This is a genomic window from Demequina sp., from assembly GCF_016278775.1.
Taxonomy (GTDB): domain Bacteria; phylum Actinomycetota; class Actinomycetes; order Actinomycetales; family Demequinaceae; genus Demequina.
Map to the genome: position 1 here is coordinate 33,507 of NZ_JADQBF010000028.1, position 16,188 is coordinate 49,694.

Here is a 16,188-nt window from a genome sequence, read left to right on the forward strand (position 1 = left end):
ACCAGCACTAGCGGGGCCAGTTGGCGGGCAGCAGGGACCTCACGTCGAGCGGAATCTTGTCGGTATCCCACGGCAAACCGCGGCGGTCAGGCTTCTCGCGGTGGTAGGGCCGCGTGGGAAGGTTGATGAGTTCTGCATCCTCGTCGCCGATGTTCGCGATCAGGTGCCACACGCCGATGGGGATGATCGCCTGGCGCACGCCGCGCGGGTGGAGCATCGTGTGCAGCGTGGTGCCACGGGTGGCAGAGCCCGGCCTGTCGTCGTAGAAGCAAGCCAGTAGCGCTCCGTGGGCGAGGGAGTATCGGTCCACCTTCTCGTCGTGCACGAACCAGCCCTTGATCACTCCCGGGTACACGGACGTCTGGTAGGCCCACACCACGGGGTCGGGGAACTTGACCGGGTCGCCGTCATACACCTCGAACACCACGCCCCTGTTGTCGACGTGCTGCACCGGCTTGCGCAGTTCGAGTCCGTCAATACCGGGGGCTATGAGCTCACCCTCGGCGGTCTCGACTTGCTCGTCTGGGCGCGCGATGTCGCGCAAGTACTCGGCCATGCTTGTCTCCCTCACCGCTTCCGAGAACGCTAACGGGACCGGGACGTTTTGCCTAGTCCCCGTCAGCGAGGCGCCACCAGAGTCACCAACGCCGCCGCGAGCATCCACAGCGCCAGAACCCCGGTGATGGCGTAGCTGAAGACGAGGCCGATGATCGCCCAGCGGTGGTTGTTCGCCTCGCCACGGCGGTTCGCGCGAAGAGAGGCATGTCCAAGAATCACGCCGAGCGGCGCGAGAAAGCACGTCACCGACGCGAGCACCGAGAGCAGTGCGAGGGAGTTCTTGCTGGGTTGTGGCCTCGCCACTATCTGGGCGTCGGGAAGCGGCGCGGCGGGGCCCGGGGAGGGCACACTTGCTACCTCGCCGAAACCGCCGAAACCGCCGAGGCCGAGGGGCAGCATCTCAGCCACGTCGGCCAGGAGACCAAGGGTGGCCGGAACGTCGCCGCCAGGCGCCCGATGCACGGGAGACCACGAGTAGATCGCGGACCCGTCAATGGTGACGGGGATCTGGGCGGAGGGGTCGGTCAGGAGGCGCTGCATCAGCCCGGGGGTCATGATCGAGCGCACGTAGCGTGGATCTTGGCAGATCACCCGCCAGCGCTTGTCAAACTCGTCAAAGCCCGTGAGAACCTCTTGCGCGAGGTCGAAGTTGCGCTGAAGGTTGCTCCTGGGGTGGAGCTCGATCACCGGCATGGGCCTAGCCAGGGCGAGCATCGTCACCTGGAACTTCGCGGAGTACCCGGGAGGGCTCTCGTGAAGGACGAACACCTTGCCGGGGCGCCCGCGCCAGACGCCAGAGATCTCGTGGTCGACCGCGCCGCTGGCGAGCCCCCCGAGCGGGAATCCCCTGAACTCCTGGACCGCAAGCGGCGTTCCCTTGCGGCGGTACACCCAGCCGAGGCCCGCCCCCACCTTCTTGATCTTGCGCGCAACGCGGTTGAGCAGCGCAGCGCCGATCACGGTCGCAATGACGATCAGCACCGCGGCGCCGATGCGCACCCACATGTTCACGGTGAAGCGGTCGATTTCGACTGCGGTGGACGTTACCAGCAGTGTCGAAGACCCAAGAATCATGGCGCTGTTCCCCCAAGAAGTGCCCGACGCCTCAGCGCGTCCTGGACCCGCGCCCACGCTAGCACCCTGATCCGCGCGGCCGAGGCCACCCGCGCTGGCGAAGCGTCGGCCCGGGCGCGAGGCCCACTACGCTGGTGATCGCGCTCTCACATCGGTGAGGGTGCCACGCCTTGAGCATCCATGCCAGCACCACCCGCCCGGAGGATCCGATGCAGTACGGCCACTTTGACGATGCGGCCCGCGAGTACGTCATCACACGCCCAGACACCCCGCGCTCGTGGTCCAACTACCTGGGCTCTCGCCTGTACGGCGGCATCATCACGCAAGGCGCCGGGGGCTATTCCTTCTACAAGTCGGGCGGCACCGGCCGGGTGCTGCGGTTCCGCTTCAACGGCGTCCCGCAGGACGAGCCCGGGCGCTTTGTGTACTTGCGCGACGACGCCGACGGTGACTTCTGGTCCGCGTCCTGGCAACCGGTGGGAAAGCCGCTCAAGGGCCGGGATGGGGACGACGCCGACGCTGCGGGCAACCCGACCCAAGCGTCGTCCGTGCGGCACGGCTTGGGCTATTCGATCTTCCACTCGTCCTACAGAGGCATCGACTCGGAGGCCACGTTCTTCATCCCGCAGGGGCAGGCCTTCGAGTACTGGTCCGTGAAGGTCACGAACACCACCGCCAAACCGCGCAAGGTGTCGCTGTTCTCCTACGCAGAGCTGTCGAACGAGTGGAACTATCGCCAGGACCTGGAGAACCTCCAGTACTCGCAATACGTGGTGGTGTGCCGCATGGAAGACGGCATGATTCACCGGACCAACTCGACACGCACGCACACGTCGGAGTTGTGGTTCGGGATGGCCGGCGCAGATGTCGCTGGCTTCGACACCGACCGCGACGCTTTCCTTGGCTCCTACCGGACGCAGGCGGCGCCGCTCGCCGTGGAGCGCGGGCACTGCTCCGGCTCAGAGGCGACGGGCGACAACGCCTGCACGTCGCTGCAGGCCACACTCGAGCTTGCGCCCGGCGAGACTCGCCAGGTCATCTACATGATGGGCGTGGGCGCGCCCGACGCTGCGTGGGCCGACGCCGACGACGTCGCCGTGCGTCCCGGCCGGGAGATCATGGCGGAGTACGGCACGCCGGAGGCGGTGGAACGCGAGCTGGAGGCCATCCGCGAGGAGTGGCGCTCGTTCCTGGCCCCCCTCCAGGTGGCCACGCCCGACGAGCAGATGAACTCCATGATCAACGTGTGGCACGCCTACCAGACCCACATGACGTTCAACTGGTCGCGCGGGGTCTCGCTGATCGAGGCCGGCGACCGCGACGGGCTCGGCTACCGGGACACCGTGCAGGACATGCTGGCCGTGATCCACGCTATCCCCGACGCCGTCCGCGAGCGCCTCGACATGATCCTCACTGGCCAAACCGAGGAGGGCGGCGCCATGCCGCTGGTTAAGCCGCTGACGCATCGGCCGGGGTCTGAGAAGACGCCGACGCTGGAGCAGTATCGCTCCGACGACCCGCTGTGGCTTCCCATCACCGTGGCCAACTTTGTGTACGAGACGGGCGACGTCGCGTACCTCGACACCGTGCTGCCGTATGCGGATCACGGCGAGGCGACCGTGTTCGAGCACCTCAAGCAGGCCATCCAGTTCTCGCTGGGCCACCTGGGCAACAACGGGCTGGTGCAGGGGCTGCAGGCCGACTGGAACGACTGCCTGCAGTTCGGCACCACGGGAGAGTCCATGTTCTCGACCTTCCTCATGGCCAACGGCGTGCGCATCATTGCGGAGCTCGCGGAGCAGACGGGTCGCGAAGACGACGCGGCGTGGGCGCGTGGCGTGCTGGAGGACCTCGAAGTGGTGCTGGAGAACGCGTGGGACGGCGGCTGGTACATCCGCGGCATCTCCTCCACGGGGGCCAAGCTGGGCTCGGAGGCGCTTGACGAGGGCAAGATCTACTTGGAGCCGAACGTGTGGGCCGCGATCTCGCAGACGGTGCCGGAGGCGCGAGCGATTGGCGCGATGGACTCCGTGTACGAGCGTCTGTCCACCGAGCACGGCGTCGCGCTGTGCGCCCCCGCCCACACCAAGGAGGTGCCGGGCGTCGGGCTGTCGCTCCTGGTGTTCCCGGTGGGACACAAGGAGAACGGCGGCATCTTCTGCCACGCGAACTCGTGGACCATCGTGGCGGAGGGCATCCTTGGCCGCGGCGACCGCGCCTACGAGTACTACCGAGGCTTCCTGCCCGCCAAGTACAACGACCAGGCAGAACTTCACCAGGTCGAGCCGTACGTGTACTGCCAGTTCACGCACGGGCCGGAGTCGCCTCGGTTTGGGCAGGCCCGCAACCCTTGGCTGACCGGCACCGCATCGTGGTCCTACGTGGGCGTCACCCAGTACATCTTGGGTGTGCGGCCGGAACTGTCGGGCCTGCGGATTGACCCGTGCCTGCCGGAGGGCTGGGGCGGGTATCAGGTGACGCGGCGCTTCCGAGGGATGGATCTGACGATCAACGTGGTCAACGTCGACGGCCTGGCGACCGGCGTCTCCTCCGTCACGATCGACGGGGTGGAGGTCGCGTCCACGGAAGACGAGGGCAAACGAGGGGCGCTGGTGCCTGTTGAGGCGCTGGGCGATGGGGCCGTGCTGACCGTCACGATGGGGTAGGCCGCCGGACCCAAGACCGCCTCACCGCCACTACCGGTGGGTGATGCGCCAGTAGTTGCCGTCCGGATCGTACAGGCGGAAGTCGGTGAGGCCCCAGGGCCGGGTGATCAGGTCGTCGGCCAACTCGCCGCCTGCGGCGACCACGCGGTCGCGCTCTGCCGTCACATCGTCGACCTCGAGCACAATCTCGACGGCCACCGGCGGGACCGTTGGCCCGCTGTCAGCGGGACGGCGTTCCATCAGCCCCAAACCCACGTCGTCGCGACGCAACCAGACGTAGCGCCCTCCACCAGGGCGGTCATCCTTGCCGACCTCGAAACCGAGCACGGAGATGTAGAAGTCGACGGACACTTCAAGGTCGGCGGGAAACAGTTCGATGCGCAGTGAAGCAGTCACGCTGAACACAATACCGAGGGCTCGATCAACGGGTTCTTTGACCCAACGATGCACTCTCAGCCGCACCACAGGGCGGCATTCTCCAAATCCAAGCGCCACTTGGAGAAGATTGGGAGAATCGCTAGATCCGTTCGGCAAGATCGGGGACCGGGCGCCACGCGAACTGCTTGCCGATCTTGAAGCGCTCAAGGAGCCCGCGGGCTTCAAGAGCCAGCAGGTCGTGCCTCGCCGTCTCGATCGTCACACGGTGGCTGCCGCCATGGGACTTCGCGGTGTAGTGCGCGGATGGGTGCCGCGCCGCATGCTCAAGGAGCGCCAATTGGCGATGGTTGAACTCTCCCGGTAGCCCCTTCAGCCTCGACTGCACCTCCCGGATCTCCATCGCCTTGACCGTGAGGTACTCGTGAAGCTCCTTGATCGCGCGGCGGATTACGCCAAGGTGATACGCATAGAAATGGGTGAGGTCTCCGTCGTCGTCCTCGGTCATGAGGAATGACTGCGCGTATTGCGAAGGCGCCTTGCGCAGAATCCGCGAGATCGAGAGGTACTCCGTGAGCCAGTAACCCTCGCGCAGCATCGACCAGTAGAAGAGTGCGCGCGCCGTGCGCCCGTTACCGTCCTCGAAGTAGTGGTCGTAGCCCATCATGAAGTGGATCGTGACCGCACGGAGCACCTTGGGCATGTAGGGCGCGTCATCCTGGCCGTTGGCGAAGGCGCACAGTGCCTCAAGCCGCTGAGGCAGTTCCGCGACAGGCGGCGGACGATGCAGCAACTGGTTGCCGTCTCCCCACACCGAGACGCGAAGGCGCTCGTCGTCCTGCAGACGTCCCGCGTATTCCGGGTGCTCCAGCGTGCCGTCCGTCACGATGCGGTGGAGTTCCAGCACCATGTCCGGCGTGAGCGGACGTTGGGACAGTTCCCGAATGCGCTGCATCGCGAAGTAGTTGTTGAGGATCATGCGCTCGCTGTGATCTCGCGGCGCGCGACCCTCACGGATCATCTCCTTGGCATCCCGCCGCGACGTCGCGGCCCCTTCGAGTTGGCTCGACGTGATCGCCTCCTCGATGAGCGAGTTCACCACGTAGCGATCGCGGGTGTCAGGGTCGGTCACGAGCTCGCTCGCTTGAATCTGCCCCGACGCCTCGCGGGAGATCGCCTCGCACGTCTCAAGTACGGCATCTGGAAGGTTGAACGTGAAAGGCGTTCCTGCCTTGTCGGTCAGTCCGGGAATGCGACGGGCCGACGCGCGTCGCGACGTCCTCACCACATGCCACCATTCTTCGGCGGTGAAGCCTTCGGGAGGCGTCTGGAATCGGAAGGTCTCCCACGCCCGGTACTCGGAGTGCGACGCGGCGATCCACGGGCCGATGCCGGCCACGAAGGCGCGCTCCAGCCACTTCCCCAGATGGTCGGGGGCGTCGAGCTGGGGTGGCGCGAGGGGCGTCTTCACAGTTTCTCCAAATCCAACTACCACTTGTAGTTCGAGAATACTTGGAGAATGACCCGCTTGCAAGAGTTCGCCTGGGGGCTAATTCCGCACAGCCCCCGGCTGCCGCAGGATGGTTCGCAATTTCTCGGGGGCCGTGCGCCGAAAGTCGCTGAGGTAGATCTCGTGGTGCTTGCCCGCGAGCGCCAGCCCGGCGCCTTCCAGAACCGCGTGCAGCTCCTCAATCACCGGGCCCTCCTCACTGAACGGACCCACGTGCAGCGTCTGCGCGCATCGGCCCTCCTCCAGCACCTCGACCCGCACGCGCGCGAGGTCCTCGGCGGGCACCTTTGCAACGACCGCCTCCCGCGCGGCCTCCACGTCGACGTCCGTGATCCACTCCGGGAGCAGCATGAGCGCGGTCGAGCGCCACGCGGACTTGTCGCCCGACGTGAACGCGGCCGGGTCGTCGGCCCACCACAGCGCCTCCAGCGGCGGCACCACATAGTCGCGACCCTGCTCCTTCTTGGAGGCGAACTTGAGCCCGTAGGCCAGCGGGAACAGCGCGCCCAGCGCCCCGGCGAACGACTCCCCCTCGGGGGTGCCCTCCGCATCGGCCGCCACGTAGCGCGTCGGCGGTACGTCGATGATGTCGAAGCGACCCCGACGCGCCGCGTAGCTGGGGACGATCTTCCTGAGGTCGATCCTCTCGACAGCGGCCTTCACGACAGTCGCCCTACTTCCAGGCCAGCGGGAACTGCACCTCGGTGAGCAGCTCCTCAGGCGCGGTCTCGTTGGGGTCGTTGAGGTACATCTCGCGCGGCGGGCCCACCGGCTCACGGCCCTGCTCCGCGAGCCACGCCCCGAGTGCCTCGTAGGCGGGCCCGATCTCCATGTACGGACCGCGGTGCAGCGTGGAGACCACCTCGGCGGCGGGGATGTCGGCGGCCACACCGTCGGCCGCGCCCGGAGCGACCGGGATGCAGGCCTCGATTTCGCCTTCTGTTTGGTCGTCGATGACGTCGTGGTACACCAGGAACGGAACCCCGGCCGGGATGGCGCGCGCTGCGCCGATGGCGCCCATCGCGCCGCCGAAGGCCTCGCCCACCGCCTGCCCGATGTTCGCGAGCGACGTATGGACGCGGTGTCCCACCACGCGCTGGGCCTCGATGGTCCTAATGGTGATGTCGTACGGCATGGCAATGTCCTCTCGGTTGATGAGCCTCTCGAGGAACCGCAGCATCCGTTCTTGCTCGTCCAACCTCCCGGCCAGTAGCGCCCGATGCTCCGCGAGCGCCGCGCGCACAGCATCGGGACTGTCCAGGTCGAGCACCTGACGCACCCGCGCCAGCGGCATGTCCACCATGCGCAGCACCCGGATCGCCTCGGCCCGCCTGATCTGATCCGGCCGGTAGTGGCGATAGCCCGACGCGGGATCCACCCGCGCGGGCACCAACAGCCCCTCTGCGTCGTACAGGCGCAGGGCCTTCACGGACAGGCGGCTGGCCCTCGAGAAGCGGCCGATCGGCATGAGCGAATCCACGGTTTCCTCCTTGCACTGCCAGGCAACAGTGTCCCGCAAGGGGAGAGTCAAGTGCGGCGCGGAGCCAGACCCGGGGTCTGGACATGTTCCAGGGACTTGGCTACGTTTGCGAGCGAGCATCCGGCCCCGTGGCCCGTGCCTCTACCCGCACAGGTCCCCCGTGTTGCGCGCAACCAGGCGACGCCGCGGTGGGCCCGCGCTGACCGCACTAAAATCGCTCTATGTCCCCCCAACCGCTCGACCAGCTTCGCCAATGGCTCGACCACGCCAGCGAGACCGATCTGCGATTACCACACTCAGCGGTGTTGTCCACCACGGGGCTCGATGGCTATCCGAATGCGCGCACGGTCGCGGTGAAGGACGTCGACGCCGACGGCATCGTCATCTCGGGACCATTGGGGTCGCGCAAAGGCCGTGAAATCGCCGCCGATGCTCGATGCGCGTTGACGATGTGGTGGGACGCCCTCGGCAGGCAAGTCCGGGTCCAGGGTGTCGCCTCATTGCTGGAACGAGAACGCGCGCGGGCAATCTTCGAGGCTCGGTCGCGCGAGGCCCGCATCGTGGCGAGCGTGAGCCACCAAGGCGAGCCAGCCGTGCGCGGCGCGCTGGAAGCGGCCTACGCGGCCTCGCGCGACACCGATCCCACCATGCCGGACTCGTGGGGAGGCTGGATCATCTCGCCTCAGCGCATCGAGTTCATGGAGTTCTCCGATGCGCGGTTCCACGCTCGCACGCTCTATGAGTTGGTCAGCGGCACATGGACCCAGGTCGAGCTCCAGCCGTGAGGCTGGCGTCATGTCCGTACGACCGCGCCGCCTCTGTCATGTGCGCGAAGCCTGGCTGCCCGGCGCGCTGGCGCCCGTCGAGGACGTGCGTGGCTCCTACGAAAGGCCCTGCGGCAGATCCCCTTGGTGATCCGGCCGTAGCTTCTCGTTGAGAAGGCCGGAGTACGCAGCAACAACAATCGATGTCGTGATGTAGCCGACCACGTCGTCCTCGTGTTGGACCACACACACCGCCTCCGGCTCAAGTTCCGGATTGAAGAACAGCAATGGGTCAACGTCGCCCCCGTAGAAGCGCGGAATCGGAGTAGCACTGAGGAGCGGTCGAAGCAGGTTGCCCAGAGGCGTATGCGGTTCCATGAGCAGTGCGAGGGGCGGCACATACCCGACGAGGCGGTCACCGTCCCACACCAGCGCGCCCGTCTCGCCGTCCGTTCGATTGAGGTCCGTCGCCTGTTGCGCGACAGTGCCGCGCACCGCAGGCGTGACGAACGGTGCCACGTCAAAGGTACGCAGATGCCGCCCTCGACGGAGCACGACAAAGTCGACTGCATTGACGATCAGCGGCCCCAACGAGATCGAGACGAGCCAATGAAGCTGATAACTGAACGCAGCTGCGGAGGTCGCGGAAAAGTCGATCAGCGGCAAGACCAAGACGCCAGCAATGGCCGACCCGGCCGCGAGCTCTGACACCCAGAAAAGCAGCCCCCATTTCACGGCCGAGAAATGGAAGGCACGGTAGACGGGCGCGAATGCCTGCCGAAGTCTTCTCACGGCGTAGTGGAGTGCGACGATGGCCGCCGGGGTCAAGAGAGCCGTGGTCGCGACTGCGTTGGGAACCGACCCGCCGCGCGCGAGCCAACCCCAGACCACGAGGGCCGTCGCGATGCATGCGATCGCCATGGAGGACGCGCGTGCGGCTCGGAGCATCTCGTCCACGGACACGGGGTTCTCAGGACTGGCACGCCTGGCGCGCTCCACGCCAGTCTCGTCCCACACATAGCCTGCTACGGGTGGTGCGACCGGCCTCTCAACCGCCCAGGCCACCGCCAAACACAGGGCGGTCACCACTATGACCGCCACCACGGTCACTCCAAGGAATGCGATGAGGAAGGCCAAGAACCTGACGCTGAAGACTGGGAGGTCGACCAAGAAGAAGACCGAAGCCACCAGCGAAACGGCCACTGCCCACAGCGCGTTCTTGAGGCCCATCGACACGTACGCGTACGGTACCTGCCTGCGAATCGGCTTCCACACGTAGAAGTACTCATGAAGCATGGAGACCTTCCCCCCAACACTGGCCGGCGAAGCAAGCCTAGCCGCGACGCCCCTGACAGGTATGCCTACCCGAGAAGTGCGCGGTGCGAGATCAGGGACTCCCCCCATAGCGGCGCGTGTGTCGTGCACGTACCGTGAGCGCATGCACCGCTCCGTTGTCGTCGGCTCCGCCTTGGCGGGCCCCCTGCTCGCGGGCGTCGGCATGTCCTTTGGTCAAACCGTCGCGCCAGATTTGCTGCATCCCTTGTTCAACTCTGCCGCTCCAGTCGTGGCGGTCGCTGCGGCAACGGCGCTCGCTGGCCGACGCCTGTGGCATGCGGTGGCGCTCGCGGCTCTTGCCGGGCCACTGGTGATGGTCGGGTACTACGCGACGGCGGCGGTGCGGGGCTTCGGGGTGTCCTCCTCGTGGATCGTGTTCTGGTGCACGGTCGGGGTGGCCGTGGGCGCAGTCATGGGCGCGGCCACGTGGACCCTTCGCGGCGCAGGCAACCAGGCGCGGTCGCCCTCCTGGCTCGGCCTCGCTGCCGCCGTGTGGCCGGGGATTGCGGTGGGCGAGGCGGCACACGGGATCGCGCGCATCGCCGATTCCACCCCGGTAGGGTATTGGTGGTCCGAGGTGGCCGTGGGGTTGGCGGTGCTGGCCGCGCTCTGCGCGATGCGGGTGCGCTCGCCACGGGGCATCGTCTTGGCGGTGCTCGCCGCTACGGTGATCGCTGGCGGGCTGTTCAGCACCTACGGCGTGCTGTAGACGTCGCGGCCGCGGAGGATTGCGCGGATGAGCTGGCGGACCAGGTGCTACTTCGCCGACAGCTTGATGGCCAGGACGCTCGCAACCCGGGCGAGATCTGTCGAGTCTCGCACCTCAATTGAGACCGGAAGGACCTTGCCCATCATGGGCTCGACAGCGATCCGCTCTTGCAACTCGTGGGGAATCGCCTCCGAGTCGGTGAGAACTTCGCGATGACGCTGCGCAAAGTAGAACGCGATCTTCAGCAGGTCCTCTTCCACGGCAAGCCACGCCACCGTTGTCTTGCCGCGCGAGGCTCTCGCAAGCCATCCGCCGTCCCGGTAGTACCGCCACGAGACCGATGCGCTGGCGTCTTCGAACAGTGCGACTGCCTGCGCCCACACGTCGGCGCTGGAGCCAAGCGCTTCACGAATCCGCGCGTCGGTGGGCTCAATGGAGGCTTCTTTGAATGCCGATCCCATGGAACGAGCGTGCCAAAGCCTGGGACCGACGTCTGGGACCAAAGCCCTTCGCCGCGGGCGCGTCCGCTGGAACGGCATCGCTCCGTTGCGCGTTGTCGTCTCACCACTGCGGTCCGTCCACACCGGAGGTCTCGTGTCCGCACACCTCAGCGACACCATCGCAAGCCAAGTCGACGCCTACTGCCACCTTGGCTATCCCCGGTTCGCCGGCATCACTGAAGAGGATTTCCGCGAACTGGCCGCGCCGCTCATCGACCGCGCTGCCGTGCTTCCCCACGACCAGGAGCCAGCCTCTGCCGGACGACTGGCCGCGCTACTCGTAGTGACCCGGGCCCTCATCAGCGACGAGGCCAGAGTCCCGCTGCTGCGGCTTGTGGACTCGGACTGCAAGGGCGTGCTGGACCGCAATCACTCGTCCGACGCCCGCCAGGGTCTCGCGCACTACCTCCCGCGCCCAGAGCTCGCGGTGCCCGACGCACCCCTCTACCTGCTCGTCGGCGTCGAGCGCGGCGACGAGTACCGCGACATCACGCCCCGCGACGCGCTGCCCGCCATCGCTCAGCGGGGCCGAACGCCGCTCACTATCGACGAGGGCATCTCACTCGCCACGGTCGCTCCCGAGTTGCTCGCCAAGAACCACTGCTTCATGCTGGCGGGCTCCACTCGCGGCGACAAGCGGGTCCCTGCACTGTGGATTTCGGATAAGGCACCCAAACTCGGCTGGTGCTTCGACCGTGTGCCGCACTCGTGGCTGGGAGTGGCTTCGGCGTCGTCCAGGGTGGGTGCCGCTACTTAGCCGCGAGCACGTCCACTGCGAACACCAGGGTGGATCCACCGGGAATGGGACCCATCGAGCGGTCGCCGTAGCCCGCCTCCGGCGGAACCACCAGCAGCACCTTGGAGCCGACCGGCTGGCCCACCAGGCCGTCCACCCAGCCGTCGATCAGCGAGCCGCGTGCGATGCCGAAGGAGATGGGCTCGCCGCGGTCCCACGACGAATCGAACTGCGCGCCGTCCCACAGCCACCCCGTGTAGTGCACGGTGATCTGCTGGCGCTCGACCACGGCCGGACCGTCCCCGGTCTCCAAGACCTCGACGACCAGACCGTCGGGCTTGCTCGCGCCGGTGAAGTCGACGGAGGGCGCACCCTTGGCGTCACGGGTGATCTGGGGAAGGGTGGCGTCGGACATGGCTGCTCCTCAAGGTTGGGTCAGAATCCACCATAGGCGAAGCGGCCCACGTGAGACGTCAGCCGATGAGTCGCTTGAGTTCCGCGATGTGACCCGCGTAGGCCTGGGCGCCTATCTTGGTGAATGCCAGCCGCTTGCGCGACCGCCCCCCGGACTTGTACGTCTTGACCGCCACGTAGCCCTCGTCTGCTAGCACCTTCACGTGCTTGCTGAGCACTGAGTCACTGATGCCCAGATCCTCGCGCACGGCCGCGAAGTCGATGGCGTCGACCTCAGCGAGCATGGCGCACAGTTGCAGACGTGTGGCGGCGTGGATGGTGGAATCGAACCGTGGCGCGGTCATGAGCCCGCGAGTACCCGTGCCACGGCACGGCGGTTGATCCATCGATAGCCACCCAGGATCACGCCGGCCGCGATGACGGCTGTCACGACAGGGATCCCGTCCCACCACCGGGCCCCAGCGATCATGCCCAGCGTGAAGACGCCGAGCGTGACCACCAGCACCACCAGGTGCAAAGGGTCGAAGGTACGACGTGTATTGCCGCCGGCCACGATCCCCGTGCGGCGGCGCCTGGCCTCGACCATGCCCAGGAAGACAATGGCCCAGCCGGATATCACCATGGTGGTCCACGGCGGGCTCGTGTAGGCAATGAGCGCCATGAAGATGCCGATGCTCACCGCCTCGCCCGCGTCCCATTGCCACGGCACTCGGATGCGGCGAGCGATCGCCTCGCGACCGGCGCGGGTGCTGGCGAGCGCATCGGCGGGGCTCAGTTCTGAGGTCTCGTCGTTTTCCATAGTGGAAAGTTAGGACATGACTTTCCATATTGTCAAGTGAGTCCTATCGAGTGAGACATGCCGCACCACAGCGGATCCAGTCCCGACGGACGCATCGCGGACGGTCCGGCTTACCCGCCGAGGTGCACGCCCTTATCCACGCCCACTCCGCGGCGCGTGACCCACAGACTCGTGGCCGTCACCACACCCAGGATGCCCACAATCACGCCAAGCGACGCCAGCGTGGGGATCTCGGGCGTGGCTGGCCAGATGCCGTGCGCCCAGTGCAGCGCCAGCTTGGCGCCGATGAAGAACAGGATCGCGGCGAGGCCGTAGCCCAGGTGCACGAGTCGCGATAGGGCCCCTTCCAGCACAAAGTAGAGGGCGCGCAGGCCCATGAGCGCGAAGGCGTTCGTGACAAACACCAGGTAGGGGTCGCCGGTGATGCCGTACACGGCTGGCACGGAGTCCACAGCGAACACCACGTCTGTCGACATCACCGCGATGACCACCAGCAGCAGGGGGGTGACCGCGCGTCGGCCGTGCTCGCGCACGGAAAACTTGGTGCCGCGGTAGGAGTTGGTCACGGGCCAGAACTTGCGGATGATGCGCACGGAGCGCAGCTGGTCTGGATCGACCTCGTTCTCGTCACCATCGATCGCGTCGCGCAGCACCTTGACGGCGGTCGCGACCAAGATGAGGCCGAACAGCAGGAACGTCCAGTCGAAGCGCTGGAGCATCTCTGCGCCAAGCGCGATGAACACGCCGCGCAGCGCCAGGGCGCCCACCACGCCGATCAGCAGCACCCGCTGCTGCAACTCCCTGGGCACCGCGAACGCCGCAAGCAGCAGCATGAACACGAACAGGTTGTCCACCGACAGCGACTTCTCCACGAGGTAGCCCGTGTAGTACTCGATGCCAGTGGTGCTGTCGTGCGCAGCAATGACCCACACGCCAAAGAGGAGCGGCAGCGCGATGTAGATGATCGACCACTTGACGGCCTCGCGCATCGAGACCTCGTGGGGCTTGTGGGTGACCAAGAAGTCCAGGACCACGACGACGAGCACGGCCACCAACGTCCCTGCCCACAGCAAAGGGGTGCCGATGGTCGGATGGGGGGCCACCGCGTCGGCGACCGACGCGAGGGGTGCGGCCGTCGCGAAAGGCGAGGCAAGAAGGGGGACAGTCAACAAACGGGGTCTCCTCAGAACACTGTAGCTCTGAGGTCTCCTTCACCTTCCGCATGTGCTGGCGGCTGGCGCCCGCTCGGGAACATCGTGGGATGTTCGTATTGACCGAAACGGAACTTGAGAAGTACTCCCCTCGTGGCCCACTGTACGGGATTTCGAGCGACGGTGAGCGCGAGAGCCACGCCACCCGCCTCGACAAACTCACTGGGTGCACCGCGATCAAGTTCGATCATCGGAGCACGGTGGCGTTCCTGGCCTACCGTGCGGGTCGGGTGGCTCCAACACCGACGGCTTCCGCGGCGGCTTTCACCGCTACGAGGACGCGACGGACCGCATCACTCGCACCATGGTGAACACGACAATCACGGCGGTGGGCCATCGAAGGTGGACCGCGGCTCGGCGTTCTGTCAGGCCGTCAATGCCGATGGGGCTCTGTTCCAGACGGGGGCATGGTGCTGCCTGTGGTCGGGTAGAGAGAGATCCCGTCGGCCTCGCGCCGCGTCGGCGAGTCAGTTCGTCTGCGCTTGACGCGCACCACCCTGAGTCGCACGCCATCACCGCGTGACGGGTGTCGTCAGAGCCGAGCAACACCTTCCATTTCCAATCTATATCGCACTGGGGGGCTTGCGGCAAGGCCCCCCTGACGGCGCACACTTGTCGACCGACACCGGGAGCGGCGCCGCGTCTGCGGCGGATCCGCCACTATCGCCTGGTTGAGGACGAACGGAGTTGATCACGTGCATCCCCCCACCAGCAGTGTGTTCGACCTTGCCCCTCGCCTCGCCGCCAAGGCAAGTCCCGAACTCATTGCCGATGATGAGCTCCACTTCGAGGCGATGTCGGCGGCTCTCCGCCACACGATTGACGACCTATCGCTCCGCCTGGACGACGCGCGCAGGGGCCCGGGTGGCCACGGTCAGCAGGCGATGGACAGGGACATGGAGGTCCATCGCCTCACCGCGCGCCTGAAGACTCTGGAGCGCTTCGGTCTTGACCTGTGCCTGGGACGCATGGTCAGCGCCAGTCACGGCGAGCCGGTCTATGTGGGGCGCCTTGGCCTCCAGGACGCCGCTGGGCGCAGGCTGCTCGTCGACTGGCGCTCACCGGCGGCGGAACCGTTCTTTGGCGCGACGCATGCCAACCCGATGGGACTGGCAAGCCGCAGGCGATATCACTGGACACGTGGGCAGATCACCGACTACTGGGACGAGGTGTTCGAGAACGAGGCCCTCGTGATCGCGGGCGTTGGAGCGCGCGCGGCGCTCGACGACCAGTCGAGGTTCATCGCAAGCCTCGGCGCGAGCCGCTCGCCGCACATGAGGGACGTGCTGGCCACCATCGCCGCGGACCAGGACGCCATTATCCGGGCCGGATCCCGCGGCGCGCTCGTAGTCGACGGCGGGCCAGGCACGGGCAAGACAGTGGTCGCCCTGCACCGCACCGCGTATCTCCTCTATTCGGATCCGCAACTGGCGCGCAACAGGGGCGGTGTCCTGTTCATCGGCCCGCACCGGGCCTACCTGGACTACGTCTCCGACGTGCTGCCAAGCCTCGGCGAGGAGGGCGTGCGAACGTGCACGCTGCGCGACCTCGTGCCCGAGGGACCGGATGCTGTGCTCGAGCCCCATGCGGAAGTGGCGCAAGTCAAGGCCGCTCGCAACTACTCGATGCGATCGAACCCGCCGTGCGGCTCTACGAGCAGCCGCCGACCGAGACCTTCGAGGTGGAGACTTCGTGGGGCGACGTGGTGCTCGGCGGAGACGAGTGGGCTCTGGCCTTCGACGCTCCCGAGCCAGGAACGCCTCACAACGACGCCAGGGATCAGGCGTGGGAGGCACTAGTCACGATCGTGGCGGACAAACTTCGCGATCAACGTGACGAGGACGATGGGGACGGCGACTCCAGCGCGAGCGAAGACTTCGATGCGTATGGAATGGTCACCGAGGATCCGCGTGCGCAAGTTCGGCGCGCCATGGCGAGTAACCACGAGCTTTCCCGTGTGTTCGGCCGTGCGTGGCCGCTCCTTGATCCGGCGGAGATTGTCGGCGACCTCTGGTCAGTGCCCGCGTACCTCGCGATGTGTGCGCCGTCGCTCTCAT

The 16,188-nt window shown here is 66.6% G+C and carries 17 protein-coding genes; 5 read left to right on the forward strand and 12 right to left on the reverse strand.

All coding sequences use genetic code 11. The features are described 5' to 3' along the window. Window positions 1-7: 7 nt before the first annotated feature. Together QZZ33_RS04415 and QZZ33_RS04420 are read right to left on the reverse strand one after the other, a co-directional pair. Window positions 8-556, reverse strand: a complete 549-nt coding sequence (locus QZZ33_RS04415) for a dTDP-4-dehydrorhamnose 3,5-epimerase family protein (protein WP_291378444.1) — start codon at window positions 554-556, stop codon at window positions 8-10. A gap of 62 nt (window positions 557-618) precedes the next feature. Further along, window positions 619-1,632, reverse strand: a complete 1,014-nt coding sequence (locus tag QZZ33_RS04420) for a hypothetical protein (protein WP_291378445.1) — start codon at window positions 1,630-1,632, stop codon at window positions 619-621. Window positions 1,633-1,802: 170 nt separating this feature from the next. On the opposite strand from QZZ33_RS04420, the gene QZZ33_RS04425 reads away from it, so the two are divergent. Continuing rightward, window positions 1,803-4,298, forward strand: coding sequence for a glycosyl hydrolase family 65 protein (locus QZZ33_RS04425; protein ID WP_291378447.1), 2,496 nt, complete (start codon window positions 1,803-1,805; stop codon window positions 4,296-4,298). Between the two features lie 30 nt (window positions 4,299-4,328). Here QZZ33_RS04425 and QZZ33_RS04430 read toward each other — a convergent pair whose 3' ends face one another. The 4 genes from QZZ33_RS04430 to QZZ33_RS04445 all read right to left on the reverse strand — a co-directional run bounded on the left by QZZ33_RS04430 (window position 4,329) and on the right by QZZ33_RS04445 (window position 7,663). Beyond that, window positions 4,329-4,694, reverse strand: coding sequence for a VOC family protein (locus QZZ33_RS04430; RefSeq protein WP_291378449.1), 366 nt, complete (start codon window positions 4,692-4,694; stop codon window positions 4,329-4,331). Window positions 4,695-4,815: 121 nt separating this feature from the next. Further along, window positions 4,816-6,144 carry a Fic family protein gene (locus QZZ33_RS04435; RefSeq protein WP_291378450.1) on the reverse strand — a complete coding sequence of 443 codons (1,329 nt, stop codon included), beginning with the start codon at window positions 6,142-6,144 and terminating at the stop codon, window positions 4,816-4,818. Window positions 6,145-6,222: 78 nt separating this feature from the next. Continuing rightward, a complete protein-coding gene (locus QZZ33_RS04440; RefSeq protein ID WP_291378452.1) occupies window positions 6,223-6,846 on the reverse strand; it encodes a GyrI-like domain-containing protein in 624 nt (207 codons plus the stop codon). Window positions 6,847-6,856: 10 nt separating this feature from the next. Then, window positions 6,857-7,663: a MerR family transcriptional regulator gene (locus QZZ33_RS04445; protein ID WP_291378453.1), complete on the reverse strand. Its 807-nt coding sequence runs from the start codon at window positions 7,661-7,663 to the stop codon at window positions 6,857-6,859. Between the two features lie 221 nt (window positions 7,664-7,884). Here QZZ33_RS04445 and QZZ33_RS04450 point away from each other — a divergent pair, with 221 nt between their 5' ends. Then, complete coding sequence (locus QZZ33_RS04450; protein WP_291378455.1) at window positions 7,885-8,448, forward strand: pyridoxal 5'-phosphate synthase; 564 nt, start codon at window positions 7,885-7,887, stop codon at window positions 8,446-8,448. A 96-nt stretch (window positions 8,449-8,544) separates the two neighbouring features. Here QZZ33_RS04450 and QZZ33_RS04455 read toward each other — a convergent pair whose 3' ends face one another. Then, window positions 8,545-9,723, reverse strand: a complete 1,179-nt coding sequence (locus QZZ33_RS04455) for a hypothetical protein (protein ID WP_291378456.1) — start codon at window positions 9,721-9,723, stop codon at window positions 8,545-8,547. Between the two features lie 142 nt (window positions 9,724-9,865). On the opposite strand from QZZ33_RS04455, the gene QZZ33_RS04460 reads away from it, so the two are divergent. After that, window positions 9,866-10,471, forward strand: a complete 606-nt coding sequence (locus QZZ33_RS04460) for a DUF6518 family protein (protein ID WP_291378457.1) — start codon at window positions 9,866-9,868, stop codon at window positions 10,469-10,471. 47 nt (window positions 10,472-10,518) lie between these two features. Here the strand turns inward: QZZ33_RS04460 and QZZ33_RS04465 are convergent, their stop codons facing one another. Beyond that, window positions 10,519-10,932, reverse strand: a complete 414-nt coding sequence (locus tag QZZ33_RS04465; RefSeq protein WP_291378459.1) for a DUF3788 family protein — start codon at window positions 10,930-10,932, stop codon at window positions 10,519-10,521. A gap of 133 nt (window positions 10,933-11,065) precedes the next feature. Here QZZ33_RS04465 and QZZ33_RS04470 point away from each other — a divergent pair, with 133 nt between their 5' ends. After that, a complete protein-coding gene (locus QZZ33_RS04470; protein WP_291378461.1) occupies window positions 11,066-11,728 on the forward strand; it encodes a DUF5701 family protein in 663 nt (220 codons plus the stop codon). Here the strand turns inward: QZZ33_RS04470 and QZZ33_RS04475 are convergent. From QZZ33_RS04475 to QZZ33_RS04490, 4 genes are all read right to left on the reverse strand, one after another. Further along, the gene (locus QZZ33_RS04475) at window positions 11,721-12,122 is read right to left on the reverse strand and encodes an FKBP-type peptidyl-prolyl cis-trans isomerase (RefSeq protein WP_291378462.1); all 402 of its coding nucleotides are present in this window, start codon (window positions 12,120-12,122) and stop codon (window positions 11,721-11,723) included. The genes QZZ33_RS04470 and QZZ33_RS04475 overlap by 8 nt on opposite strands. Before the next feature lie 58 nt (window positions 12,123-12,180). Beyond that, window positions 12,181-12,465: a transcriptional regulator gene (locus QZZ33_RS04480; protein ID WP_291378464.1), complete on the reverse strand. Its 285-nt coding sequence runs from the start codon at window positions 12,463-12,465 to the stop codon at window positions 12,181-12,183. Further along, window positions 12,462-12,920, reverse strand: a complete 459-nt coding sequence (locus QZZ33_RS04485) for a hypothetical protein (protein WP_291378466.1) — start codon at window positions 12,918-12,920, stop codon at window positions 12,462-12,464. The genes QZZ33_RS04480 and QZZ33_RS04485 overlap by 4 nt, the downstream gene beginning before the upstream one ends. Window positions 12,921-13,030: 110 nt before the next feature. Beyond that, on the reverse strand, window positions 13,031-14,089 hold the full coding sequence (locus QZZ33_RS04490; RefSeq protein ID WP_291378468.1) for a TerC family protein: 1,059 nt from the start codon (window positions 14,087-14,089) through the stop codon (window positions 13,031-13,033). A 737-nt stretch (window positions 14,090-14,826) separates the two neighbouring features. Here QZZ33_RS04490 and QZZ33_RS12515 point away from each other — a divergent pair. Next, window positions 14,827-15,930, forward strand: coding sequence for a hypothetical protein (locus QZZ33_RS12515; protein ID WP_366475595.1), 1,104 nt, complete (start codon window positions 14,827-14,829; stop codon window positions 15,928-15,930). Window positions 15,931-16,188 lie beyond the last annotated feature (258 nt).

Coding starts and splice junctions, on each gene's coding strand:
- QZZ33_RS04475 (WP_291378462.1), bottom strand. CDS start 12,122: ATGTCCGACGCCACCCTTCCCCAGATCACCCGTGACGCCAAGGGTGCG.
- QZZ33_RS04465 (WP_291378459.1), bottom strand. CDS start 10,932: ATGGGATCGGCATTCAAAGAAGCCTCCATTGAGCCCACCGACGCGCGG.
- QZZ33_RS04485 (WP_291378466.1), bottom strand. CDS start 12,920: ATGGAAAACGACGAGACCTCAGAACTGAGCCCCGCCGATGCGCTCGCC.
- QZZ33_RS04420 (WP_291378445.1), bottom strand. CDS start 1,632: ATGATTCTTGGGTCTTCGACACTGCTGGTAACGTCCACCGCAGTCGAA.
- QZZ33_RS04455 (WP_291378456.1), bottom strand. CDS start 9,723: ATGCTTCATGAGTACTTCTACGTGTGGAAGCCGATTCGCAGGCAGGTA.
- QZZ33_RS04460 (WP_291378457.1), top strand. CDS start 9,866: ATGCACCGCTCCGTTGTCGTCGGCTCCGCCTTGGCGGGCCCCCTGCTC.
- QZZ33_RS04450 (WP_291378455.1), top strand. CDS start 7,885: ATGTCCCCCCAACCGCTCGACCAGCTTCGCCAATGGCTCGACCACGCC.
- QZZ33_RS04415 (WP_291378444.1), bottom strand. CDS start 556: ATGGCCGAGTACTTGCGCGACATCGCGCGCCCAGACGAGCAAGTCGAG.
- QZZ33_RS04480 (WP_291378464.1), bottom strand. CDS start 12,465: ATGACCGCGCCACGGTTCGATTCCACCATCCACGCCGCCACACGTCTG.